We start from the raw sequence: 24,975 nt of genomic DNA, 5'->3' as shown, positions 1-24,975 counted from the left end.
ATTAATTTCCTAGTTTTCTTAAATAATAGTCATAGGTGGCTATTTGAGACCTGACTTTTACTTTATCGTTTCTAATATAATCATTATCCTGATCTTTGGATAATTTTCTGGCTTTGACATTATCGCTCCAACAAATATCAAAAGTATCCATGAGTTCTTCTTTTATATCATTGTCATAAATCGGACAAGATATTTCTACTCGTCTATCTAAATTGCGAGTCATCCAATCTGCAGAAGAAATATAAACTTTAGGGTCTCCGGCATTTTTAAAAATAAATAATCGTGGATGCTCTAAATATTTATCTACTACGCTTATTGCTCTAATATTCTCACTCATACCAGGGATACCTGGTATTAAACAACATATCCCTCTAATAATCAAATCAATTTTTACGCCTGCTCTACTTGCCTCATACAATTTATCAATCATATCATAATCACTAAGACTATTAAGCTTTAATTTGATTCCAGATGGCTTACCTTCATTTTGATTCGTAATTTCCTTATCAATTAGCTTTAATAGCGAAGAGCGTGTATAGTGTGGTGACACCAATAAATGTTTATATCGATTTATTTTATAATTTATTTCAAAGAATTTAAATACTTTATTAGCTTCCTTTAGGATCGCTTCATTAGTAGTAAACAAAGTATAATCAGTATATACTTTTGCTGTAGATTCATTAAAATTTCCAGTACTAATAAATCCATATCTTTTTAGTTTACCTTTTTCTTCTCTTTCAATTATACAGGCTTTACAATGCACTTTTAAACCCGTAACCCCAAAAATAAGTTTTACACCTTCTCGCTGCATTTGCTCCGCATATCTAATATTAGCAGCTTCGTCAAAACGTGCTTGCAGTTCTATTTGTACCGTAACTTTCTTGCCATTTTTTGCGGCATTAATTAACGAACTGGCTATATGAGAAATAGTAGCTAATCGATAGATAGTAATTTTAATACTTTTTACCTTAGGATCAATTGCTGATTCTCTCAGGAATTTAACTGTATAGGCAAATGTATGATATGGTGTATATTGTAAGAAATCTTTCTTAGCTATTTTATTCAGTAAACTTCCTTGTAAACTCAATCCAGGAATAGCCAACGGTTGAATTGGTTGGTAAATTAAATCCGTTCTTCCAAGATCAGGAAAATTCATATAATCTCTTCGATTATGATATCGCCCACCTGGTATGATACTATCAGAATTATCTACACCCATCTTCTCCATCAAAAAGTTGAGCGTATCCTTATCTATGGTTTTATCATATACAAATCGAACAGGTTCTCCATCTCTTCTAGACTTTACGCTACTAGATATTTTTTGGATAAAACTTTTACTTAAGTCGTTATCAAAATCCAACTGCGCATCCCTGGTAATCTTAATCATATGTGCTGAAGCACTTAGATATTCGAAAATACTAAAATTGATATGCATACAGTATCGGATCAAATCATCTAAAATGATAATATACTGTTTACCATCTTTTTCCGGGAGTACTACGAATCTATCAGTATCCTTTGGAATTTCAATTAGAGCATATATTTTTTCTTTAGTAGTTTTTTGTAAAATTTTAGAAACACGACCTTCTTTAGGTATCTTATCCTTTAATACTAACTTAACTGCCAAATAAGCTACACTATCCTTAAGGTGAGGAAATTTGTCCAGATCATTAAGAATATACGTTACTAATGCCGGACTAACCTTATTAATAAAATAGTTTCTTATAAAACTATCTTGATCAGATGTAACCTGATTTTCATCAATGATAAAAATATTATGATGAGTTAATCTTTTTTTTATGGCATCAATAGTCTTAAGGCTTTCAGACTGTTGCTTAATAACAATTTTAGTTATTTTATCCAAAAGCTTACTAGCAGTAGTCCCTTTGAGAACATTCTTACCATCTCTTCCTGCTAAATCAATTCTTTTAATCGTGGCATATCTAACTTTAAAGAATTCATCCAGATTATTGGAAAAAATCCCAATAAAACGAAGTCTATCTAATAGCGGAACCGTTTCATCAGCAGCTTCCTGTAAAACCCTTGCATTGAATTGCAACCAGCTCAATTCTCTATTAATATATTGATTTTTAGTTGTTTCTGTCATTTTTTTAAGGATTTAGGAAAAATTGTTAATAAGTTTTTTCCTACAGTAATATCTTTCCAGTTATTCTCCTTAAACTCTATGCAAACCACACCAGCAGTAGGCAAATTATCTATAGATTCACTACCAAAAAGATTTGCGATAGAAGTAAATGCGTGATTATGTCCAAAAATCATTAATGTATCAACATCATCATCACAGTTTTTAATTACTTCGATTACTTTATGACCTCCAAAATCATAAAGATCTGGTTCTAAGCTAAATACAGAATCATCAATTTCTAGATGACTTAATATAATTTTTGCAGTACTATAAGCTCTCTCCGCTGGACTACACAAAACCTTATCTATTGGTTTTATTAGTGTTTTCAAGTGTTCACCAATTAATTCTGCATCATTCAACCCTCTATTATTAAGAGGCCTTTTATCATCTGGCAAGTCAAACTCCCAAGAAGATTTTGCGTGTCTTATAAGATATAAAGTTTTCATTACCTCTATACTATTATTGTGATTACGAAGTTATAATATACAAGTTTAAGAATTAGCATTTACAATTCTAAAAATAAAAGAAAAAAAAATAGGTATTTATAAAGCAGTATATAATATAAATTCCTTTAAAGAATAACTATAAAATTCCATAACCAACGAAATAGACATTTTGTTGATTTCACAGCTAAATCAATGAAAATGAAAGCAATATCAAAATGTTTTTAATCGGTAAAAATGATAATTATATCGAAAAAGCAAGTTTTTTCTTATATAATTAATCGTTAAAAATTAACTTTGATGTACGGTTTTCCCTCAATTCAAAATGTTTACCCCAACATTATGAACACAAATTTACCATAATTAAAGGGTTCTAAAGAATAAAGTAAAAGTGGAAAAAAATATTACTAAAAACAGAAATCATACCCGATTTCAAATTGTTAACCTACTTATAGTCATATGCATCTTTTGTTCTTCATTTGTATATGGACAGGTAGAAGTGCCTTTGAGTAAACGTTCTGAGTTTACTCTTAAAGGTGATTTTAAATTTGTGTCTAACACTATTTTAGGAAAAGTAAGCAATGATGACGGATCTGGTGTTTTTAATCCTAATAAAAGCTATAATGATGGTGGACTGAATAATCAGTTCAAAATGGGGTTTATTGATATTGATGATGATCCTACTACTTTTAATTCTAGTAGTGCGGATTTAATAACTGAATCAGAATGTAATGCCATAAAACATGTGGGACTATATTGGACTGCAGCGTATGCTGATGAGAATAGAGAACATGACATAACTTCAATTAAGATTAAGTATCCTGGCCAAAATGCATATACAACAATCACCAATGGGCAGGTAATACATGATTATTATAATGATGAAGGAGCTACTTTTAAACAATATTCTTGCTATAAAGATATTACAGATCAAGTTCTTAGTTTAGAAAACCCTAATGGCACATACACTTTAGCTAATATTCCAGCCACCACCACTGAGATAAATGACGATAAAACCTTAGGTAATGGTCTTGCTGGAGGTTGGACAATGGTTGTTATTTATGAAGATACCTCTAAACCAAGAAAACGTTTTTATGTTTATGATGGTTTTGTAAATATCGATTCTAAGGCAAAACCTGTTAAATTTTCATTTGACAACTTCCAAACTATACCTAATGGAGCTGTAAATGGAAAAATTGGTGTCATTTCCTATGAAGGAGATAAAGGTATTAGAGGAGATCGTTTTCAGGTACTATCTCATCTTACCAATAAATACAAAAGCATTACGGACAGTACCAATCCAATGAATAATTTCTTTAACGCTAATATTACGGAAAACGGAAGAAATATTAAAACCAGAGTTCCTGCAAGTGAAAATACTCTGGGTTATGATGCGGATCTTTTTAATATCAGAAATGCAAATAACAATATTATTGGTAACAATCAAACTGAAGCTGGTTTTAGGTTGTTAACCGATAATGATGGATATTCTGTAATGGCAGTGGCTTTTAGTATAGAAATATATGAACCAGCTATACATATGATTAAACGCTCAATGCATGCTGATCAGAGCTATGTATATCCTAATGATTATTTAATTCCTGGTCAAGAAATTATTTACAGCCTAAAAGTTTATAATGACGGTAACGATAATGCAAAAAATACAATAATTAAAGATATACTTCCGGAAAACGTAGTATTCTCAAAGGAATCAATAGTTCTTCCGTCAAAAAAAATCAAAGTACGTTATGATGAAGAATCAAGAGCTCTAAGTTTTGACATCCCAAATAAGATGGTCAAAACAAACAGTCAGCCTTTTGAGATTAGATACAATGTTGTCGTAAATACCTCTTGTGAATCCATTGATGGCAATGGTGAAGCTTTAATCGTTGACCAGCCTGTGAGTGCAGAATTTAATGGTTCCTTAAACGAAACAAGAAAATATACTAAAGGATTTAATCATATTAACAAGTGTAATGCTCCCGATTTCTATCGCATGAAATTAGCGGTTGATATGAGCGGAATGAATTGTCCAAATTTTATAAAATATGCATCTGCACCTAAAAAAGACTTAGATACAAAAATAAAGGAGCTTAGTGATGCTGATAAAACAAATAATACTGAAACTGCTGGTATTAATGAAGAAGATATTACACAAAACAGCATCAACCCTAATCCATCGTCTGGTTTAAAATCTGATTCAAGTATTAATAAAACGATTAGTGATTTAATCGATTTAAATGAAATTTATTTTGAGTTTGATAAATGGGATATCACTCCTCGTGCAGAGGTAGAATTAAACAAAATAGTGGAGTTAATGACAAAGGATCGCCCGAATATGGTCATTAAAATAGAAACTCATTCGGATAGTAGAGGTGATCACGATTATAACTTAAACTTATCTCATAAAAGAGCAGAATCCATATATAACTACCTTGTAAGCCAAAACATTTCAAAAAACAGAATTCTATCTTACAACGGATATGGAGAGACAAAACCAGTAAATGACTGTCTTGATGGTAAAGATTGTTCTGAGGAAGAATATCAACTAAACAGAAGATCTAATTTCGTTATTATGGAATAAGGTTAGGGAGATAATCTTTCAATCTTCCAATCTTCTTTACTATTATTACTATATCTGATTCTATCGTGCAATCTATTTGGTCTGCCTTGCCAGAATTCTAATTCTACAGGTTTTACACAATATCCACCCCAAAAATTAGGCTTAGGAATTTCTTTATTTTTAAATTGCTCTTCTAATTCATTTAGTTTTCCTTCTAAAACTTCACGAGAAGTAATTGCCTCACTTTGATCAGAAGCCCAAGCACCTAGCTGACTTCCTCTAGGTCGAGATTGAAAATAAACCGTACTTTGTTGATTAGAAATTTTCTCGGCTATACCCTTAATAATTACTTGTCGTTCTAAATTTGGCCAAAAAAACGAGATACAAACTTTATTATCATTTGATATTGCTTTTCCTTTTTCAGAAGTATAATTTGTATAAAACACAAAACCTTTATTATCAAAATGTTTTAACAGAACTATTCTAGACTTTGGAAAACCATCCAACCCAGAAGTGGTAACTGTCATTGCATTTGTTTCATCAATTCCCCCCGCCTCTTCTACTTGCTTAAACCAATTCGAAAAAAGTTCAAAAGGAGAATCAGGAAGATCTTTTTCTTCCAAATAATGTTTTTCATAAGATTTTCTATAATCTTTAAGATCTCTATTCATAGCAAATCAATTCTGATGCAATTTACTTATTTTGAGCTGTAGAAGTCAATAAAGTATTTATAATTTTCACTATGCTAAAACTCAAAGACTTTACCATCATCTCCAATCTCGACCTCATCAAAAACAGTTAATGCTTCATCCTTAAATTGTTCGATATTATCATACCTAGTAGAATAATGACCTAAAATAAGAGTACCCACATTAGCCTTTTTAGCAATAGTAGCTGCTTCTATAGCAGAACTATGACCAGTGCGTTCACATAAATATTTATGGCTTTCTAAAAAAGTAGACTCGTGATACAAAACTGTAGCTTCTGTAATTATTGGTATTTTTTGCTCATCATATTTAGTGTCACTACAAAAGGCATAGCTTTTAACCGGGTGTGGATCATCTGTCAGTTCAGCATTCTTAATTACAGTACCATCATCCAAAACTACATCTTTACCTTTTTTAATAGAACGATAATAAGCCTTATCAATATCATAGTTCATGACTTTACTCATCAACAACTTTCGATCACCTGGTTTTTCTTTAAACAAAAAACCATTACAATAAACACGATGTTGCAAAGGAATGGTGCTAACAACAACCTTTTCATCCTCAAAAATCACTTCTGATTCAGTATTCGTAAGTTCGTGGAAATGCAATGGATAATCTGTCCAGGAATTGGATAACTTTAATTGCAGTGTTATTGCCTCTTTGATTCCTTTAGGACCGTAAATATGTAAAGCTTCTTCCCTACCAAGTAACCTAAAAGTAGAAACTAATCCTATTAACCCAAAAAAATGATCGCCATGAAGATGAGAAATAAAAATATGTTTTATTCTTGAAAACTTTATCTTATTTCGTCTTAATTCTACCTGTGTTCCTTCTCCACAATCGATTAAAAAAATATGATTGTTGATTTCTAAAACTTGAGAAGTTGGATTTGTAAATGTTCTTGGAGTTGCAGAATAGCAACCTAAAATTGTAAGCTTCAAAATAATTTTCCCTCTTTTTTAAATAGAACGTGAATATAATTCAATCTTATTTATTAATCTATTTATCTTCCGAAAGAATCAAAAGAAGTCAGTAAAGATATATATCCTTCTGCATTTAATTTCCTTCTATACCCTGTTGCTCCAATTACTTCGCCTTCTTTATTCAAAACTAAAATCACAGGAAAAACCCATCGTTTATTATATCGATCTGCTAACTCCTCATTCTTTTTTTGCTGCTTCTCAGAAAGTTGATTCTTTTTACGTTTGGGAAAATCCGCTTTTACCCACACAAAGTTGCTCTTTGCAAATTTTTTGAATTTATCATCAGAAAAAATATTCTTTTGCAACCTAATACATGGTGCACACCAATCAGATCCTGTAAAATATAATACAATGTTTTGATCTTTCTGTTTTGCCAAAGTTTTTGCTTCTTCAAAATCATACTTCCAATCTTGAGCTTGTAGAAAATTGAAAAACAAAAAAAACAATACGAAAGTAACTGGGGCTAATTTATTCATAACGAATAAGACGAAAAAGGATCAAATTAATTACAAAAAAATAATATTTTCTTTAGAAATCAAGATCTCTTTCTATTTCCTCCATCTCCACCAAGTCATATGCTTCTTGTAATGTAGGAACAATAGTAATTTCATCAGGAACCTCTTCATAAGAGATCTTATCAGTAACAATAACAAAAGAGTGCCTTGATGCCTTATGTTTATTGGATAACAACAAAAATTCATTGATATCATTAATCGATATTTCTTTTAAAGAAAACAGATTAATAATAATATTATCATTTTTTAAAGTATCATATTTTTTTTCTACACGCTGAACAAATTCAATTATGGTAGTTTTTTCTTGTGTAATAATTGTGGTAGTGCCGTCTTTATTAAAAATCATAAGCTATTATCGTTTAATTTTAGAAGCTAAAAGGTAAATTACTGCCATTCTCACTGCTACTCCGTTCTGAACCTGATCCAATATAATGGCTTGATTAGAATCAGCAACATCACTCGTGATCTCCACCCCCCGATTGATTGGTCCCGGATGCATAATTACAATTTCCTTATTTAAACTTTCCAATAACTTTTTATTCACCCCAAACTGCTGTGTATATTCCCTGGTCGAAGGAAAATAACTTATTTCCATTCGTTCATTCTGTACGCGTAACATATTTGCTATATCACACCATTCCAAAGCATTCTTTAGATTAGCCTCAACCTTTACCCCTAGCTTTTCTATATATTTAGGAATAAGTGTTTTAGGGCCACATACTTTGACTTCCGCTCCTTGAAGCTTTAGAGCAAAAATATTAGAAAGCGCAACTCTAGAATGCAAAATATCTCCAACAATCACAACTTTCTTTCCGCCAACTTCTCCTAAGCGTTCTCTTATCGAATATGAATCTAATAATGCCTGAGTAGGGTGTTCGTGTGCACCATCTCCTGCATTTACGATACTAGCATCAACATGCCTTGACAAAAACACTCCAGCTCCCGGATTAGGATGCCTCATCACCACCATATCTACTTTCATAGAAAGTATATTGTTAACGGTGTCAATAAGTGTTTCCCCTTTCTTAACCGAAGAAGAAGAGGCCGAGAAATTGATTACGTCAGCCGAAAGACGTTTTTCTGCTAATTCAAAAGATAACCTGGTTCTGGTACTATTTTCAAAGAACAAATTAGCAATCGTAATATCTCTAAGCGAAGGAACTTTTTTAATGGGACGATTAATAACTTCTTTGAAATGATCTGCTGTCTCAAAGATCAGGTTAATATCATCTTTGTTTAGATATTTTATTCCTAATAAGTGATCTACACTTAATTCGCTCATTCGTTACTTTATATTTAATTATTAGCTTACCAGATATACTGCATCTTCTCCTTCATTTTCCTCCCAGTTCACTTTTACTTTTTCTTGATTTATAGCATCTACCTGACGCCCTCTATAATTAGGTTGTATAGGTAAATGCCTACTGAAACGTCGATCTATCAACGTCAAAAGTTCTATTTCCTGTGGTCTACCAAAAGATTGCACTGCAGTTAAAGCCGCTCTAATACTCCGCCCAGTATACAGAACATCATCGATAAACACTACTCTTTTATCTTCTACTACAAAATCTATATGAGTCTTGTTTGCCTCAAGAGGTTTCTCACCTCTCCTGAAATCATCTCGATAGAAAGTAATATCCAGATAACCTAATTTTACATCTTCTACCTGATATTCATTCACCAAAATCTGTCTAATACGATCTGCCAAAAACGTACCTCGAGGCTGAACACCTATTAAAACAGTATTTTCAAAATGCGTATGATTTTCTATTAATTGACAAGCCAAACGGTGCAGAATAATATCTATCTCTTTCGCACTAAGAAGTATTTTTTGACTCATAATCTCCAAATGGATATCTGGAATACAAAAGTAATGAAAATATTAGATTTTTAACATTAGAACCATCTAATATTAAAATTAAGTTTTTTAAAAAGTTGGTAATCCAAAAAGATGCTTTATCTCCAATAACCAACAACTAAATGTTTAAACAAAACCAGCAGTATTATTGTTTTAAAAAACTTACAAAAGCCTAATCAAGTAATAAAAACCAGATGTTAACGCCGATTTCTATTCCTACGAACATCAACTACGTTAAAAATCATAGCAACATCTTTTATCTGAATTTCTATATCTTCATAATAATCATTAAGAGAATGTAATACCAAAACTCCTTCTTCTACTCTATGCTCTACTATTCGTTTTAGAAGTATACCTTCTTCCTTGTGCGCAATTACAAAATCCCATTTATTAATATGTAATTTACTAGTCCAGAATGTCGAATTTACCTCTCTACAAAGAATAAGATCACCCTCTAAATAACTTTCATAACTTCCGTTATCCATAGAATCTCCTTTTACCTCAAAAAACATATAATTTCCTTTATATTGCCTATCAGCTAAATAGGGTATTTTAGGAAGTTCCCCCACATAACCTTCGTTTTCAAAACCACTTAAATATCCGGCATATGCGTACTGATTAACTAAGGGAACCATCATAACTGTATAGTCATCAGTTCCAGAAGACACCAAATTATCTTGAGCACCACTCCCATTTGGTTTAATATTTTGAACCATCGACAATAATTCTGTAGGAGAAACCTTTAAAACATCTGATATCTTAAGAAAAGCTTCTAATGTAATAGGTGTTTTCTCTTTCATATAATTGAAAAAAGTACCCTTCTTTATACCAGTTTCCTCAATCAATTCCTTGATTTGTTTCCCTTTCTTATCTGCTAACTCCTTGATTTTATGTAAATCCATAATTCAATTCTAAAAAAAATAAGCACTCATACAAATTAAAAATAAGTCTAAAATAATCAACAAAATCTTATAAAAGTTTAATATTTTAGACTACATTTGTACTTAATTCATCAAATATAAATAAAATATTAAACTTAAAAAATAAATAGGTTTAAAATATTAACACTCAATAATTTTAAAACCTGCCTACAAAGAAAGCATCAACAGTTTTATTTATAAAAAGAAAAACATCAACAACTAATCTATAAAAGTGAGATATTCTATGCAGAAAGACCAAAAAATCATTAATGGAATAAAAACAGGAAATGAAAGAATATTAAAAGCATTTTACAAAAAGAACTTTTTGAGTATTAAAATGTATATCATTAAGAATTCTGGTAATAAAGAAGATGCAGAAGATGTATTCCAGGATGCTTTGGTAGTTATATATCAAAAATTAAGATCAGATTCTTTAATTTTAAACTGCTCAATAAACACTTATTTTTATGGTGTATGCAAAAATTTATGGCGTAATCGATTACGCACAAAAAAGAAAGCAATTACAACAAACACCTTTATTGAATATCACGATACTAATACCTGTATAATATTAGATGAAATAGAAATAAAAGAAAGAGAACACCTATATCGCAAGCATTTTCTTAAGCTAAGTAGTTCTTCAAAAGAAATATTACATCTTTTTTTTGAAGGAAAAAGCATGCGAGAGATTTCAAAAATTACAGGATATTCAGAAGGATATGCGAGAAAAAAGAAGTTCGAAGCAAAAAAAGCAATACTTACTATGGTATGCCGAGATAGTATATACAAAGAATTGAATACAGTATATAAGAAAAAAGAGAATACGTCCTTAATTGCAGTATAACACGTAAACAAAAGTGAGGTATTAAAAAAGACCGCTCTTTTGAGCGGTCTTTACTTATTTTAAAAAAGTATAGAGAATTATTACTTCCCTCCTTTTTCCATTTTAGCTTTAAGATCAGCTAAAGCATCGATATCACCAAGTGTAGTTTTTTCATTTGCACTTGAAGCAGCTTTCTTAGCAGCTTGTTTTACGATTTTAGCTTCTTCTTCTTTAAACATAGCAGTATGCGAAGCAACCACTCTCTTGAATTCTTTACTGAATTCAATGATTTGGAATTCTGCTTCATCACCTTTCTTCAGTTTGCTTCCGTCTTCTTTCTCAAGATGACGAGATGGAACGAACGCTACGATATCTTCGTTGAAATCTATTGTAGCACCTTTGTCTACAATTTCAGCGATTGTTGCTGTATGCTTAGTTCCTAAACCGAATTCAGTTTCATACTTATCCCAAGGATTCTCCTCAGTTTGTTTATGTCCAAGACTTAATTTACGACCTTCTACATCTAATTCAAGAACAATAACATCAAGCTTATCACCAACATTAGTAAAGTCAGATGGATGTTTGATTTTCTTAGTCCAAGAAAGATCAGAGATATAAATTAAACCATCAATACCTTCTTCTAGCTCTACAAACACTCCGAAGTTCGTAAAGTTACGAACGATACCATTATGTTTAGAACCTACAGGATATTTAGTAGTAATATCTGTCCAAGGATCTGGAGTCAATTGCTTGATACCTAGAGACATTTTACGCTCTTCTCTATCTAAAGTAAGGATTACAGCTTCTACTTCGTCTCCTACTTTTACGAAATCTTGGGCAGAACGTAAGTGTGTAGACCAAGACATTTCTGAAACGTGAATCAATCCTTCTACTCCTTCTTCTACTTCGATAAATGCACCGTAATCAGCGATTACAACAACTTTACCTTTTACTTTATCTCCAACTTTAACTTCTTTGTCAAGAGCTTCCCACGGATGTGGTTTTAATTGCTTAAGACCTAATTGGATACGAGTCTTAGCCTCATCAAAGTCCAAGATCACAACATTCAATTTCTGATCAAGCTCAACGATCTCATTTGGATGGTTGATTCTAGACCAAGAAAGGTCAGTAATATGAATAAGTCCGTCAACACCTCCAAGATCAACAAATACACCGTAAGAAGTAACATTCTTAACAGTACCTTCTAATACTTGACCTTTTTCTAATTGACCGATAATTTCTTTCTTCTGCTCTTCGATATCCGCTTCAATAAGCGCTTTGTGAGATACAACAACGTTTTTGAATTCGTGGTTAATTTTTACCACTTTAAATTCCATTGTTTTACCAACATATGCATCATAATCACGGATTGGTTTCACATCAATCTGAGAACCTGGTAAGAACGCTTCGATACCGAATACGTCTACGATCATACCTCCTTTAGTTCTACACTTTACAAAACCATTCACGATCTCACCTGTATCGTGCGCGTTATTTACTCTATCCCAAGCTTTGATCACACGAGCTTTACGGTGAGAAAGAATCAACTGACCTGTAGCGTCTTCACGTACGTCAATTAATACTTCCACCTTATCTCCTACTTTAAGATCAGGATTATAACGGAATTCATTTAATGAAATAACACCTTCACTTTTTGCATTGATATCAATAATAGCATCACGATCAGTGATGTTAATTACCGTACCGTCTACTACTTCGTCATTTAAGGTGTCAACAAAGTTTTCTGCAACTAGCTTTTCAAACTCTTCTAATTTAGAATCTGCGATAGGGTCAATACCCTCTTCGTAATTGTGCCAGTTAAAATCTTTTAAAAATTGCTCAGGATTTTCTTGTTGCGGAGATGCAGCAGGAGCTGCTTTTGGAGCCTCCACTTCCTGAACGTCAGTGTTTTTTGTTTCTTCAGACATTGAAGATAAAATTTGTATTCTGTATCTATTTGAGAATCAAGGCGAAAATTCTACAGAAGCGTTAAAATTAAATTAAAACAGTATCCTTTTTACTCTCTTACTCGCCAAAAAGGAGTGCAAAAGTACAATTTAATTTATTAGAAAACAATTATTTAGTAAATGAGTATTTTAGTTTTTTAGTAATTAAATTGTAGGTAGCTCCAACCTCTTTAAAAAGAAAATTAATATACCCCTGAAGGTTAGGTATTCTCACCTCTCACAAACTCATCAACTAAACTTAATACTTCACTATCTCAAACTCACTTCTACGATTCGTCTGATGCTCTTCTTCTGTACAGACTTTGTTATCACAATTTATAAGCGGTTGTGACTCACCAAAGCCTTCGAATTTCATTCTTCTGGCGTTTACATATCCAACTAAAGCCAGATAGTTGCGTGTAGATTCTGCTCTTTTTTCTGACAACACTTGATTATAGGCATCGGTACCCCTGCTATCAGTATGTGAGCTAATTTTTATATAAACCGTTTTGTATTTTTCTAGCTTTAAAGCAAAGTCATCTAATACTTTTTTAGAATCTGCTCGGATATTCCATTTATCATAGTCAAAATATATAGGAGGTAAATCAAAATAAAGCTTACCATTCTTTTCCACCACTGGAGGTCCGTCTTTATCAGCCAGAAGCATTTCTTTAAGTCTGGTTTTTGTTACCTCCTCTTTCTTCGTTTCTTTATTGACTTCGGTGGTTTTAGTTTTATCGGTAATATTCTCTATATCGGTATTATTATCAGAACTTGTTGTTTCATCTTTCTCTCTTTCTAGATAAACAACGTACGTTTCTTCTTCCTTCTCTTTTATTTTTAAAGGCTTGGTTCTTGTCTTATAACCATCAGCAGAAGCCTTGAAATCATATTTACCCGGTAGTACATTCTTTTCGAAAGCTGCTATAGAATCCAGCTGACTTTCATAGACAATCTCATCTTTTTTATTATACAAAATAGCTGATGCTTTTGGAATATAATTATCGGTAGCAAAATCTTTTACTTCAAAACGAGCAACATATTCTCGCGGGAAGATTTCACCTGTCTGCTCAAAAGCATAGATATCATCACCAACATTTTTACGGTTAGATGCAAAATAACCTTTGGTTTCATTATAATACGCCAAAGAAAAATCATCAAAACTGGAGTTTATTGGTCCTCCTAAATTAATAGGCACGGATAGTTTTCCTTCTTTCTGTTCAGAAACAAATATATCCATCATACCTAATCCCAGATGACCATTAGAGGAAAAAAACAAATGTCCATTTTCAGAAATATAAGGAAATTGTTCTCTGTTTTTTGTATTAATCTCAGTCCCTAAATTAATAGGCTTTCCATAAGTACCATCTAAGTTAACATCTACATAATAAATATCAAAACCTCCATAACCACCCGGCATATTAGATGCAAAATATAATTTCTTGCCATCCACACTCAGCGAGGGATGCTCAATAGAGTAGCTAATGTTATTAAAGCTCAATTTTTCTGGTACTGACCACTCACCTTCTACTTTCTGAGATTTATATAGATGAATTGCATTATTTTTTATGCTATCAAATTTCTTCTTACCTCTTTCTGTATTACTTCTAGAGATATACATGGTATTACCATCTGCAGAAAAACAAAAATTTCCTTCATGAAGTTTTGAATTAACTTTACCTTGTATAGATTCTATTTCAGATGTTGCTGCAATTTTATAAATATTTAAAAAAGGTCTATGCGTCCATTTATAATTTTTATCCAAAATTCCGTTAGACTTCCTGTCCGAAGTAAAATAAACTACACTATCCAATTTTACCGCCCCAAATTCAGAAGCTTCAGAGTTAAAGTCTACAGCTTGTACAGTATAATCATCATCTTTTAACTTAAAAGCTTCAATAGTAGAGATCGCTTCAGATGTATCTAATTCTGATTGGTTAGTATTTTTCTGATACAAAGACAAGTAAACTAATGATTTATCATATTCTCCTAATGCCGAAAGTACTTGATACATCATAAAATTATACTGATTATCATACGACTTGTCTTTACCATAAAATTTACCGGATGTTAAAATCTTCAGGTATCGATATGCTTTTCTGAACTTAAAAGTATTATAATATGAAGTGGATATATTTTCTAAGATAGGTTTCTCATACCCTTCTCTATTTAACTCAAATTCGTATTGTATAGCAGCATTAATATAGTCTCCTTTTTCGAAGAATCGATCAGCCCTGCTTTTCTTTTGAGCAAAAGAAACCTTAACAATCAATAGCGCTAATATCAGTATCGTTTTAGTCTTCATAATTTTAGAAAAATCTTGGAGATGTATATTTTTTACTGAAGTTTAATAGGTCAAAATTATAAAGCAAGATCACTTCGTGACTTCCATTATTGTATCCACCTAAATCACCTAAACTAAAATCATAAGCGTATCCAATCTTTAGATTTTGAGTAATATTAAAGCCTGCTAATGCTACAAAAGCGTCGGTATAACGATATGAAGCTCCTAGCTCGAATTTGTCGTAAAACAAAGCATTTAAGGAAATATCAAATGTTAGCGGTGCATCAATTACTTGTTTGAAGACTAATGACGGTTTCAACTTAACTTCACTCGCAACATCAAACACAAAACCTGAAACAGCATACAGATGTGTTTTTGATTCTGAAACCCCAACACCACCAATACTTACATTACTTGGTAACAAATTGGGGGACGATATTCCTAAATAAAAATTATTACTAAATAAAAACAAACCAGCCCCAACAGTCAGATCTGTTTTAGAAGAATTATCTGAAAAAGCAGGATCATCAGCAACATCAGAACTGGCAGCATCAATTTTGAAATTATTAATTCCTGCTTTCAAACCATAAGACAGCTTAAATTGATCAGAAATTCGGGTGATGTATGCAAAATCTACATTCACGTAATTGTTATTGACAGAAATAGCATCCCCAACTCTATCATTTACATAATTAATACTTAATTCTATTTTTTCACTCATTGGCATATTACCAAAAACATTAGCTGTTTTTGGAGCTCCTTCTATCCCTGTCCATTGATTTCTATACAATAGACCAGTGGATATCATTCCACTCTGATTGGTTACATAAGCTGGATTAACCGTGCTCATATTATACATATATTGAGAATACTGTGGTTCCTGCTGCGCATATACTATTGAGCAGAAAGCGATTGTCATACTTAAAATAAATCTTGTCTTCATTACTGCTTATCTGCTTAGGTAGAAACTTCCTTGGATAGGTAAATTATTTGCGAAATTAGGTTCAAAAACATAGAAATATGTTCCTGAAGGTAGGTCATCTCCTAAAGTGAGAGAAACATTACTCTCTCCTCTAAATTCTTCAGTATTCATATTACCTTCATATACCAAACTACCATATCTGTTATAAATTTTTATAACAAAATCAGGGAAAGCTTCAGGAATATTATACTGTTGATTAGGTACATCTCTTACCATTTCGAAGGTATCGTTTTGATTATTTCCATCTGGTGAAACACCATCCTGAAAATCCAAAGTACAGAACTTATCCTTGTTAGAAAACTTTTCTCCTGTATTCAAGATATTAATGGTTACAGCTACTCTTTCAGATTCACAACCATCTACATCTACATTAGCTATATAATATATTTGTCCATCAATAAGTAAAGGGTTATCAATAATTGGCATATCACTATTTAACTCCTCATACCAATTATAATTAGCCACATCAACTTCGATATCATCTAATCTTTTAGCATCCAGAATACAAAATTCTTGATCCGGAACGATTGGTTCTGGCAGATCTACAATCTGAATTGCAACAACAAGTGATGACTCATTACAAGGCAAAGCATTTACAACTACGTATCTGAAATTATAAATACCGTTGGTTAAGGTTTCGAATTCTACTACACCTTCCGGAGTTAATGCTCCTGTACCATCCGTATCTTCAAAAACTCCAGTCCTAACAGTATCTCTATCTAACAATGAGAATAAATTTACTCTTCCGTCTATTTTACAAAATGTCTCATTAACATCATTACCTATTTCTATCGGATCTGCGATAGTTATGGTAACCGTTGCACTATCGACTACATTACAACCTGCATTAGCAGGAACGGTATATACATAATTACCAGCCCCTAAAATTGGTAATGTTTCATCATTGGCATCAAATACTCCTAAATGATCAGTAGATCGATAACCAAAAGGACCTGTCCAAGTTCCCGTAGTATCAGGGTTTCCTTCTAACAAATTAAAGAGGGTCACTGTAAGATTATCAGAACATAAAGATGCTGTAGTTCCATCTCCTGCGAAAGGAGCAGTATTAATTGTCAAATCAAGGTCAGCACTTCTAACACATCCATTACCAGTTGTTGTAGTATAAGTAAATGAAAATGTTTGCGGATTACCACTATCTGGAACATCAAAGGTATCATCAATAGTATCCCCATTTTGATCTGTCCATATTCCTGTAGTGGAAATAGTTCCTCCATTAGAATCCAATAAACTTATTAAGCTAACAGAACTTTGAGTTTCACAAATACTTGTAACGGTATCTTCTCCTGGATAATCTATAGGAAAAACTACCAATACCACTTCTGTAGATAGTGCTTCACAAGGGTGATTTAAATTTAAAGATGGTTCACAAAAGTTAGCATCAAATAAGACTTGAGTACCAAAATCAGGACATAACTGTAACGGACTTACAGTATACTTAAAAGTATAGACTCCTGGAACTGTTGCAGAACTAATATTGATAACCCCTCTATGTCTTTCGGTTGGTGGTGTTATTGTAATATCGTCAAAATTAGCTTGTAAAGCCAAATCAGAAGGGCCGCTTACAAATTCCCATAACACATAATCATCAAGCTCTCTTCCATCTATATAATCGAAAAGCACACCATTTTCTTCTGTAAATTCTAAGAAATCAAACAGATCCCGTGTAGTACCAGTAATATCTTCAGGACAGCTTTCAAAAAATGGTTCCTTTTGCCTAAAAGGTTTAAGTTCTTCAAAAATGGTAAACTTTACAGTCGAAGAATCATCATTACATACACCGGATCGTTGTTCTACAGAATATGTATATTCAAACTCCTTACAACCAAATCTTGGCTCTGATGCTATTATATCATCATATAAAGTTTTTAAATTAATTGTAGAATCATCAAGACTAGTAATCTGATCACCATCTATAGTCCAGGTTCCTTCTAGATCCTCATTTAATAGGAAACGATCATCACGTAAATTTAAATCAGCATCAAACTCACCATTTTTTATACGATTTTCGCAAATATTATATTTAGATGCATATCCAGAAAATACTGGTCTAACAACAGAAACTTTAACTTCTGTAACAGAAGGAGTAATACATTGTGGATCTATACCATTTACGGTATATCTGAATAAATAATCCGCTTGATCAACCCTATCTCCTCCAGGAACATAAGGTATGGTAGTATTAAAATCCGAAGCAATTAAAGTAATACTCGGGTTCGAAGGACCAATATACTCCCAACTACCATTAAGATGCGGTGGAGGAACACCATCTAAAGAAACTAAAGTTTCAAACAAATCCAAATCAACTGGTAGTGCCGTCGAACAAGGTGTTACTACATCACAAACTTCAATATTAACTTCATTTATTCCAGCCGGTGGTAAAGCTTCTCCAGAATATGGTCCTAAAATTAGATCTACAGTAGTAATAATTCCACTAGGGCAATTAGAGTTTCTAAGAATAAATCTATAATCACTCTCTAATACTGACGCATTATCCAAATCCCATAATCTCAATATTCCTGAAGTTGATTCCAATGCAAAATTAAAATCTGGGTCAAACCATTCATCGCCAGCTTGTGGAATAATACCTGTTTCATCATACAAGTTTATTATACCATCGGGATTACCATCCGTATCAAAATCGATACTAGTCATATCACAAATAGTAATTGTCTGCGCATTATCACACTGAGAATTAGCAATATGAAAAACTAAAAACAATATGCTAAAAAGTAATAGTAACTTTGTTTTATATTTCAAAATTGATTGATTTATTCTGCGAAAATATAAATTTTCCCCATTCTTACTCGTTTTTTTTCTGAAATCCCGTTATAAACTTCTAAAAATCAGCTCTTAACTTCTAGATTTCAAAACGTTTTCAATATCACTAAGCATATATCCTTTTGCCTGGAGTAATATTAAATAATGAAATAACAAATCTGCACTTTCATTTAAGAACAGTTCTTCATTATCATCTTTAGCCTCTATTACAACTTCTACAGCTTCTTCTCCAACCTTCTGGGCTACTTTGTTTATTCCCTTTCTAAACAAAGATGCTACATAAGACTCCTCATCTTCTTGATTTTCTTTTCTACTTCGAATTACAGATTCTAATTCTGATAGAAAACCATATGTCTGCACATTATTTTTCCCCCAACATGTATCTGTACCTGTATGACAAGTTGGCCCTACCGGATCTACAGTAATTAATAATGTATCCTTATCACAGTCTATATTAATGTCTTTAAGCTTCAAAATGTTACCACTTTCTTCACCTTTTTTCCATAACCTTTGTTTAGATCGGCTGTAAAAAGTAACTTCTTTAGTTTCTAAAGTCTTTTGATACGCTTCTTCATTCATATAACCAAGCATCAAAACATTCTTGGTAGAAGCGTCTTGTATAATGGCCGGAACTAGTCCATCGTTGTTTTTATTGAAATCTATTTTCATAATTTAAGTTTGTCATTCCGCACTTGATGCGAATCTTTTTGTATTCTACTAATTTTATGGATCATAGCCTTCGCTAGGGTGACAAGCCGACTATAATCTAACAGGAATTTTATTATTCCGTAATTCGGTTTTTAAATCTTTTATTTCTATTTCTTTAAAATGAAAAACACTTGCTGCTAATGCTGCGTCTGCCTTTCCTTCTTTAAAAGTATCTACAAAATGCTGAACATTTCCTGCTCCTCCTGAAGCTATAATCGGAATATTCAGTTCTTCAGAAAGTTTAGCTAAAGCCTGATTAGCAAAACCATCTTTAGTTCCATCATTATCCATAGAAGTAAATAGTATCTCTCCCGCTCCTCTCTCTTCAACTTCCTTAGCCCATTGGAATAAGTCTAATTCTGTAGGCACTTTTCCACCTACCAAATGAACTTTCCATACTCCACCAATTTGCTTAGCATCAATGGCAACAGTTATACACTGACTTCCAAATTTGGCTGCAAGATCATTAATCAATTGTGGATTCTTTACGGCAGAAGAGTTCACAGATACTTTATCTGCTCCGTTTTGTAACAAGACATCAACATCTTCAACAGAAGAAATTCCTCCACCAACAGTAAAAGGTATATTTACTTTTTCGGCAACTCTTAATACCAGATTCGCCAATGTTTTTCTTCTCTCTTCGGTAGCAGAAATGTCTAAAAACACCAATTCATCTGCCCCTGCTTTAGAATATAGGTCAGCTAATTCTACCGGATCTCCAGCATCCCGAAGATCTACAAAATTGACTCCTTTTACGGTTCGTCCGTTTTTAATATCCAAACACGGTATTATTCTTTTTGTTAACATTTTTCTATGCTATTTTAGTTCCGTTTTTAACCTTGCGTTCCGGCTGAATTAATATTACTTCTTTATCATCTCCCAAACCTCCCAACACCAGGCATTCGCTCATCATATTGGCAATTTGTTTCGGTGGAAAGTTTACTACTGCTACTACCTGTTTCCCTATCACTTCTTCAGGAGTATATAACTTAGTAATTTGTGCAGAAGTTTTTCTAGTTCCTAATGGTCCAAAATCAATTGTCATCTTATAGGCAGGGTTTCTAACTTCACTAAATACTTCGGCATCAATGATAGTTCCAATGCGCATTTCTACTTTAGTAAAATCATCCCAACTTAAATTATTTTCTTCCATCTCATTCAATTATTTAAGATATAATCTTCCAACTGCTTCAAACTAATTCTATTTTCATAAATCGCTTTACCGATAATAGTACCTTCACAACCTAGTTCAGCAAGTTTTGGTAATTCATCAAAAGTTGAAATTCCACCTGAAGCAATAAGTTTCAGATTATTTGTTTCCGCTAAAATCCTTTGATATAACTCAAAAGAAGGTCCTTGAAGCATACCATCTTTACTGATATCGGTACATATCACGTATGAAACCCCTTCCTTTTGATACTCATTTATAAAAGGAATTAATTCCTTATCACTTTCTTCCAACCATCCACTTACCGCAATCTTCTCATTCTGAGCATCTGCGCCCAAAATAATCTTATCACTACCAAACTTAGTTAACCAGGATTTAAAGGTTTCCGGATTTTTTACTGCGATACTTCCTCCTGTTATTTGATTGGCTCCGCTTTCGAAAGCTATTTTTAGATCTTCATCGGTTTTCAAACCTCCTCCAAAATCAATCTTTAAACTTGTTTTAGAAGCTATTTGTTCTAATACCTTATGGTTCACGATGTGTTTAGACTTCGCGCCATCTAAATCTACTAAATGTAAATATTGAATTCCATGGTCTTCGAATTCTTTGGCTACCTCTAATGGATTTTCATTGTATATCTTCTTTGTATCATAATCTCCTTTAGAGAGTCGAACACATTTTCCGTCTATGATATCTATTGCTGGTATTATTCTCATTTTTTAAATTTGAAAATTTGAAAGTTGAAAAACGAAATAACTCAACTTATTTACTTTTTGTTGTTTTAATTGATGCTACTATAATTCTTAATAATTCATCAGCCTCTTTCCACAAACGTTTTGCTTCTGTTGGATCGCCTCCATTATCTCGATCAAAACTTCTAGCCAAAAACAGGATTCATCCGCCTCTTCCTCTACTATTTTTAATTTATTAATAAAACCCGCCGTTGATTTTGGTCTTTGAGAGGCTCTCCAATTTGCTCCAACTGAACTTGAACTTTTTAACAACTGAAAAACTAAATTATTATACTCTCTACTTTTAGGAAGCTTTGCACATAATTTCCAACAATCAATAGTAATTTTTTTAGTTCTCAGTTTCATATCCTTCATAGCTATCGCAATTTCACTTTTCTAATTTCCGATTTCTAAGAAGTTTTGCAATATTTTTTCACCGACCACAGAAGATTTCTCAGGATGAAACTGAGTGCCATAGAAATTATCTTTTTGCAAAGCAGTGCTATAGGTGACTCCATAACTGGATTGTGCGATGGTTTCTTCCATAACGGGTGCATAATAACTGTGCACAAGATAGATATACTCTTTTTCTGTTACTCCTTGAAACAATGGAGACTTTAATGACTCTATCTGATTCCATCCGATCTGCGGAACTTTTACACCGTGATTAAATCGCACTACATCGGTATGAAAAATTCCTAATCCCTGAGTGTCTCCTTCTTCTGTATAATTGCACATCAATTGCATGCCTAAACAAATACCTAAAACCGGTTGTTTTAATTGTGGTACTAATGTATCTAAACCAGAAGCTTTTAGTTTATTCATAGCACTGCTTGCCTCACCCACACCGGGAAAAATCACTTTATCTGCCGCTTTAATTTCTTCAGGATCATCACTTAGAATTGCTTCATATCCTAATCGTTGAATCGCAAACTTGATAGACTGAATGTTTCCTGCTCCGTAATTTATGATTACTATTTTCATTTGACTTGTCATCCTGAACTTGATTCAGGATCTTTTTAGTTTGATCTCTTATTTTATTTATGGATTCCAGTCTACGCTGGAATGACAAAAACAATTCACTAAAGCATTCCTTTTGTACTTGGTAAAATCATTTTCTCAAAGTCTCTTTTTACTGCGACTTTAATCGCTTTTGCGAAAGCTTTAAAAATAGCTTCGATTTTATGATGTTCGTTAGTTCCTTCTGCCTTTATATTAAGATTCGCTTTTGCACCATCAGTAAATGATTTAAAGAAGTGATAAAACATCTCGGTTGGCATTTTTCCAATCATTTCACGTTTGAAATCAGCTTCCCAAACCAACCAGTTACGACCTCCAAAATCTATCGCTACTTGTGCTAAACAATCATCCATCGGTAAACAGAAACCATATCTTTCAATACCAAGTTTATTTCCTAAGGCTTCGCTAAAAACTTCTCCTAGTGCAATAGCAGTATCTTCAATAGTGTGATGCTCATCTACTTCCAGATCTCCTTTCACTTTAATATCCAAATCCATTTGCCCATGACGAGCAATCTGATCCAGCATATGATCAAAGAATTCTAAACCTGTACTGATATTACTTTTACCGGTACCATCAAGATTTAATTTGATATAAATATCAGTTTCATTGGTCTTTCTGGAAATTTCAGCAACACGATCGTTCAGTTTTAAAAATTCATATATCTTCTGCCAATCATTACTTTCTAAGGCAATGTGACCATTTAACTCATCTCGTTTAATCGTAATTTCACCTGTTCCCAGATTCGTATTATCATTAATAAAAATACCTTTGGAACCTAAATTCTTAGCTAATTCCATATCCGTAAGACGATCTCCTATCACAAAAGAATTTTCCAGATCGTATTCATCAGAAAAATACTCCGTTAACAGACCTGTTCCTGGTTTACGAGTATTAGCATTTTCATGAGGAAATGTTCTATCCAAAAACACTTTGTCAAACACCACTCCCTCATTTTCAAAAGATTTCATAATAAAATTATGTACTGGCCAGAAGGTATCTTCGGGAAAGGATTCTGTTCCTAAACCGTCCTGATTAGTAATCATCACTAGTTCATAATCCAGTTCTTGTGCAATTTTTCCTAAATAAGTAAATGATTTAGGATAAAAAATCATCTTCTCGAATGCATCTATCTGCTCGTCTGCAGTTTCTTTGATGATCGTTCCGTCTCGATCTATAAATAATACTTTCTTTTTCATTGCTTTATCATTCCATTCCAGCGAAGGCTGGAATTTATTTTAATTATACTCTTTGTTATTATTGGATTCCGGACTTGATCCGGAATAACAACTACAACTGTCTTAATACTTTTATTAATTTTCTATTTTCAACTTCTGTTCCTACAGTAAAACGCAATGTGTTTTCACAAAGCGGCTGAGTCGTTCTATTACGAATTACGATACCTTCATCAAGTAACTGTTTATACCTTTTATCAGCGTCATCTACTTTTACCAAAACGAAATTAGCATCTGTGGTATAAATTTCCTTTACAAAATTTACATTCTTTAAAGAAACAACCAATTCATCTCTTTGTTTTATAATCGCCGCAACCTCCGTTTTTACTTGATCAACATTTTTAACTCGTTCTAATGCTCTTTGTTGGGTAAGTTCATTTACATTATAAGGTGGTTTAATTTTATTAAGAATACCTATAATTTCTTTTGAAGCATAACATAATCCTAATCTGATTCCTGCCATACCATATGCTTTAGATAATGTTTGCGTGACAATAAGGTTTGGATATGTATTTAGTTTATTGATCCAAGTTTCTTTTGATGAAAAATCAATGTATGCCTCATCGATAACGACCAAGCCTTCAAGGTTTTCTAAAATTTCAATGATGCTTTCTTCTGAAAAAGAATTACCTGTTGGATTATTAGGAGAACATAGGAAGATTATTTTGGTAGTTTTATCAACCGCTTCTAAGATTTTGTACACATTAGGCTCAAAATCATTAGTCAATAACACTTCTTTTTCTTCTATATTATTAATGTTAGCCAATACCTTATACATACCATAAGTTGGAGGCAAAGTAATAATATTATCAACTTTGGGTTCACAGAATGCTCTAAACAAAAGGTCAAGTACTTCATCACTACCATTGCCTAATAATATATTTTTCGTAGAAACTCCTTTTTGTGCTGCCAACAATTCCTTAAGACTACGTTGTTTAGGATCAGGATAACGATTTACTCCATTTTCGTAAGGATTCTCATTTGCATCTAAGAAAATCATTTCAGAACCGTCACTAACATATTCATCCCTTGCAGAAGAATACGGTTTCAACCCTTTTACGTTTTCACGAACTATTTGATTTATATCGAATTGTGTTGTTTTCATCTTCTATGGTCATCCTGAACTTATTTCAGGTCTCAT

23 protein-coding genes are annotated in these 24,975 nt (G+C 32.7%); 2 read left to right on the top strand and 21 right to left on the bottom strand.

What is annotated here, in order from left to right:
* Position 1: 1 nt before the first annotated feature.
* Positions 2–2,107, bottom strand: a complete 2,106-nt coding sequence (ppk1, locus tag J8M14_RS04100) for a polyphosphate kinase 1 (protein WP_211073304.1) — start codon at positions 2,105–2,107, stop codon at positions 2–4.
* Positions 2,104–2,592, bottom strand: coding sequence for a histidine phosphatase family protein (locus J8M14_RS04095; protein ID WP_211073303.1), 489 nt, complete (start codon positions 2,590–2,592; stop codon positions 2,104–2,106). The genes ppk1 and J8M14_RS04095 overlap by 4 nt, the downstream gene beginning before the upstream one ends.
* Before the next feature lie 388 nt (positions 2,593–2,980).
* Between J8M14_RS04095 and J8M14_RS23355 the strand changes: the two genes are divergently transcribed.
* Positions 2,981–5,173, top strand: coding sequence for an OmpA family protein (locus J8M14_RS23355; RefSeq protein ID WP_211073302.1), 2,193 nt, complete (start codon positions 2,981–2,983; stop codon positions 5,171–5,173).
* A 2-nt stretch (positions 5,174–5,175) separates the two neighbouring features.
* Here J8M14_RS23355 and pdxH read toward each other — a convergent pair whose 3' ends face one another.
* The 7 genes from pdxH to J8M14_RS04055 all read right to left on the bottom strand — a co-directional run bounded on the left by pdxH (position 5,176) and on the right by J8M14_RS04055 (position 10,120).
* A complete protein-coding gene (pdxH, locus tag J8M14_RS04085; protein WP_211073301.1) occupies positions 5,176–5,823 on the bottom strand; it encodes a pyridoxamine 5'-phosphate oxidase in 648 nt (215 codons plus the stop codon).
* Positions 5,824–5,897: 74 nt separating this feature from the next.
* Complete coding sequence (locus tag J8M14_RS04080) at positions 5,898–6,803, bottom strand: ribonuclease Z (protein WP_211073300.1); 906 nt, start codon at positions 6,801–6,803, stop codon at positions 5,898–5,900.
* A gap of 62 nt (positions 6,804–6,865) precedes the next feature.
* Positions 6,866–7,321, bottom strand: a complete 456-nt coding sequence (locus tag J8M14_RS04075; RefSeq protein WP_211073299.1) for a thioredoxin family protein — start codon at positions 7,319–7,321, stop codon at positions 6,866–6,868.
* A gap of 52 nt (positions 7,322–7,373) precedes the next feature.
* The gene (locus J8M14_RS04070) at positions 7,374–7,706 is read right to left on the bottom strand and encodes a ribonuclease Z (RefSeq protein ID WP_211073298.1); all 333 of its coding nucleotides are present in this window, start codon (positions 7,704–7,706) and stop codon (positions 7,374–7,376) included.
* 6 nt (positions 7,707–7,712) lie between these two features.
* A complete protein-coding gene (locus J8M14_RS04065; protein WP_211073297.1) occupies positions 7,713–8,642 on the bottom strand; it encodes an aspartate carbamoyltransferase catalytic subunit in 930 nt (309 codons plus the stop codon).
* A 21-nt stretch (positions 8,643–8,663) separates the two neighbouring features.
* Positions 8,664–9,200, bottom strand: coding sequence for a bifunctional pyr operon transcriptional regulator/uracil phosphoribosyltransferase PyrR (gene pyrR / locus J8M14_RS04060; protein ID WP_211073295.1), 537 nt, complete (start codon positions 9,198–9,200; stop codon positions 8,664–8,666).
* A 215-nt stretch (positions 9,201–9,415) separates the two neighbouring features.
* On the bottom strand, positions 9,416–10,120 hold the full coding sequence (locus J8M14_RS04055) for an XRE family transcriptional regulator (protein WP_211073293.1): 705 nt from the start codon (positions 10,118–10,120) through the stop codon (positions 9,416–9,418).
* Positions 10,121–10,382: 262 nt separating this feature from the next.
* Here J8M14_RS04055 and J8M14_RS04050 point away from each other — a divergent pair, with 262 nt between their 5' ends.
* Entirely contained in the window at positions 10,383–10,982 is a 600-nt protein-coding gene (locus J8M14_RS04050) for a sigma-70 family RNA polymerase sigma factor (protein WP_211073291.1), read from the top strand.
* Positions 10,983–11,062: 80 nt separating this feature from the next.
* On the opposite strand, the gene rpsA is transcribed toward J8M14_RS04050, so the two are convergent.
* The 12 genes from rpsA to hisC form a co-directional block, all read right to left on the bottom strand.
* Positions 11,063–12,889: a 30S ribosomal protein S1 gene (gene rpsA, locus J8M14_RS04045; protein ID WP_211073290.1), complete on the bottom strand. Its 1,827-nt coding sequence runs from the start codon at positions 12,887–12,889 to the stop codon at positions 11,063–11,065.
* A 277-nt stretch (positions 12,890–13,166) separates the two neighbouring features.
* A complete protein-coding gene (locus tag J8M14_RS04040) occupies positions 13,167–15,212 on the bottom strand; it encodes an OmpA family protein (RefSeq protein ID WP_211073289.1) in 2,046 nt (681 codons plus the stop codon).
* Positions 15,213–15,216: 4 nt separating this feature from the next.
* The gene (locus J8M14_RS04035; protein ID WP_211073288.1) at positions 15,217–16,134 is read right to left on the bottom strand and encodes a type IX secretion system membrane protein PorP/SprF; all 918 of its coding nucleotides are present in this window, start codon (positions 16,132–16,134) and stop codon (positions 15,217–15,219) included.
* Between the two features lie 6 nt (positions 16,135–16,140).
* Positions 16,141–18,951, bottom strand: a complete 2,811-nt coding sequence (locus J8M14_RS04030; protein ID WP_211073287.1) for a gliding motility-associated C-terminal domain-containing protein — start codon at positions 18,949–18,951, stop codon at positions 16,141–16,143.
* Between the two features lie 93 nt (positions 18,952–19,044).
* The gene (hisIE, locus tag J8M14_RS04025; protein ID WP_211073286.1) at positions 19,045–19,641 is read right to left on the bottom strand and encodes a bifunctional phosphoribosyl-AMP cyclohydrolase/phosphoribosyl-ATP diphosphatase HisIE; all 597 of its coding nucleotides are present in this window, start codon (positions 19,639–19,641) and stop codon (positions 19,045–19,047) included.
* A gap of 90 nt (positions 19,642–19,731) precedes the next feature.
* Positions 19,732–20,487 carry an imidazole glycerol phosphate synthase subunit HisF gene (hisF, locus tag J8M14_RS04020; protein WP_211073284.1) on the bottom strand — a complete coding sequence of 252 codons (756 nt, stop codon included), beginning with the start codon at positions 20,485–20,487 and terminating at the stop codon, positions 19,732–19,734.
* A gap of 4 nt (positions 20,488–20,491) precedes the next feature.
* Positions 20,492–20,833 (bottom strand): tRNA-binding protein, encoded by a 342-nt coding sequence (locus J8M14_RS04015; protein ID WP_211073283.1) that lies wholly within the window; start codon positions 20,831–20,833, stop codon positions 20,492–20,494.
* A 5-nt stretch (positions 20,834–20,838) separates the two neighbouring features.
* Complete coding sequence (gene hisA, locus J8M14_RS04010; protein ID WP_211073280.1) at positions 20,839–21,564, bottom strand: 1-(5-phosphoribosyl)-5-[(5-phosphoribosylamino)methylideneamino]imidazole-4-carboxamide isomerase; 726 nt, start codon at positions 21,562–21,564, stop codon at positions 20,839–20,841.
* A gap of 87 nt (positions 21,565–21,651) precedes the next feature.
* The gene (locus J8M14_RS04005; protein ID WP_211073279.1) at positions 21,652–21,954 is read right to left on the bottom strand and encodes a four helix bundle protein; all 303 of its coding nucleotides are present in this window, start codon (positions 21,952–21,954) and stop codon (positions 21,652–21,654) included.
* Between the two features lie 21 nt (positions 21,955–21,975).
* The gene (gene hisH, locus J8M14_RS04000; protein WP_211073278.1) at positions 21,976–22,563 is read right to left on the bottom strand and encodes an imidazole glycerol phosphate synthase subunit HisH; all 588 of its coding nucleotides are present in this window, start codon (positions 22,561–22,563) and stop codon (positions 21,976–21,978) included.
* 98 nt (positions 22,564–22,661) lie between these two features.
* Entirely contained in the window at positions 22,662–23,798 is a 1,137-nt protein-coding gene (gene hisB / locus J8M14_RS03995; protein ID WP_211073277.1) for a bifunctional histidinol-phosphatase/imidazoleglycerol-phosphate dehydratase HisB, read from the bottom strand.
* Positions 23,799–23,889: 91 nt separating this feature from the next.
* Complete coding sequence (hisC, locus tag J8M14_RS03990) at positions 23,890–24,939, bottom strand: histidinol-phosphate transaminase (protein ID WP_211073276.1); 1,050 nt, start codon at positions 24,937–24,939, stop codon at positions 23,890–23,892.
* Positions 24,940–24,975 lie beyond the last annotated feature (36 nt).

Source organism: Aquimarina sp. MMG016, from assembly GCF_018100805.1.
Classification (GTDB): domain Bacteria; phylum Bacteroidota; class Bacteroidia; order Flavobacteriales; family Flavobacteriaceae; genus Aquimarina.
Note: the sequence above shows the minus strand (reverse complement) of the source record. Positions and strands in the feature narration are given on the sequence as shown.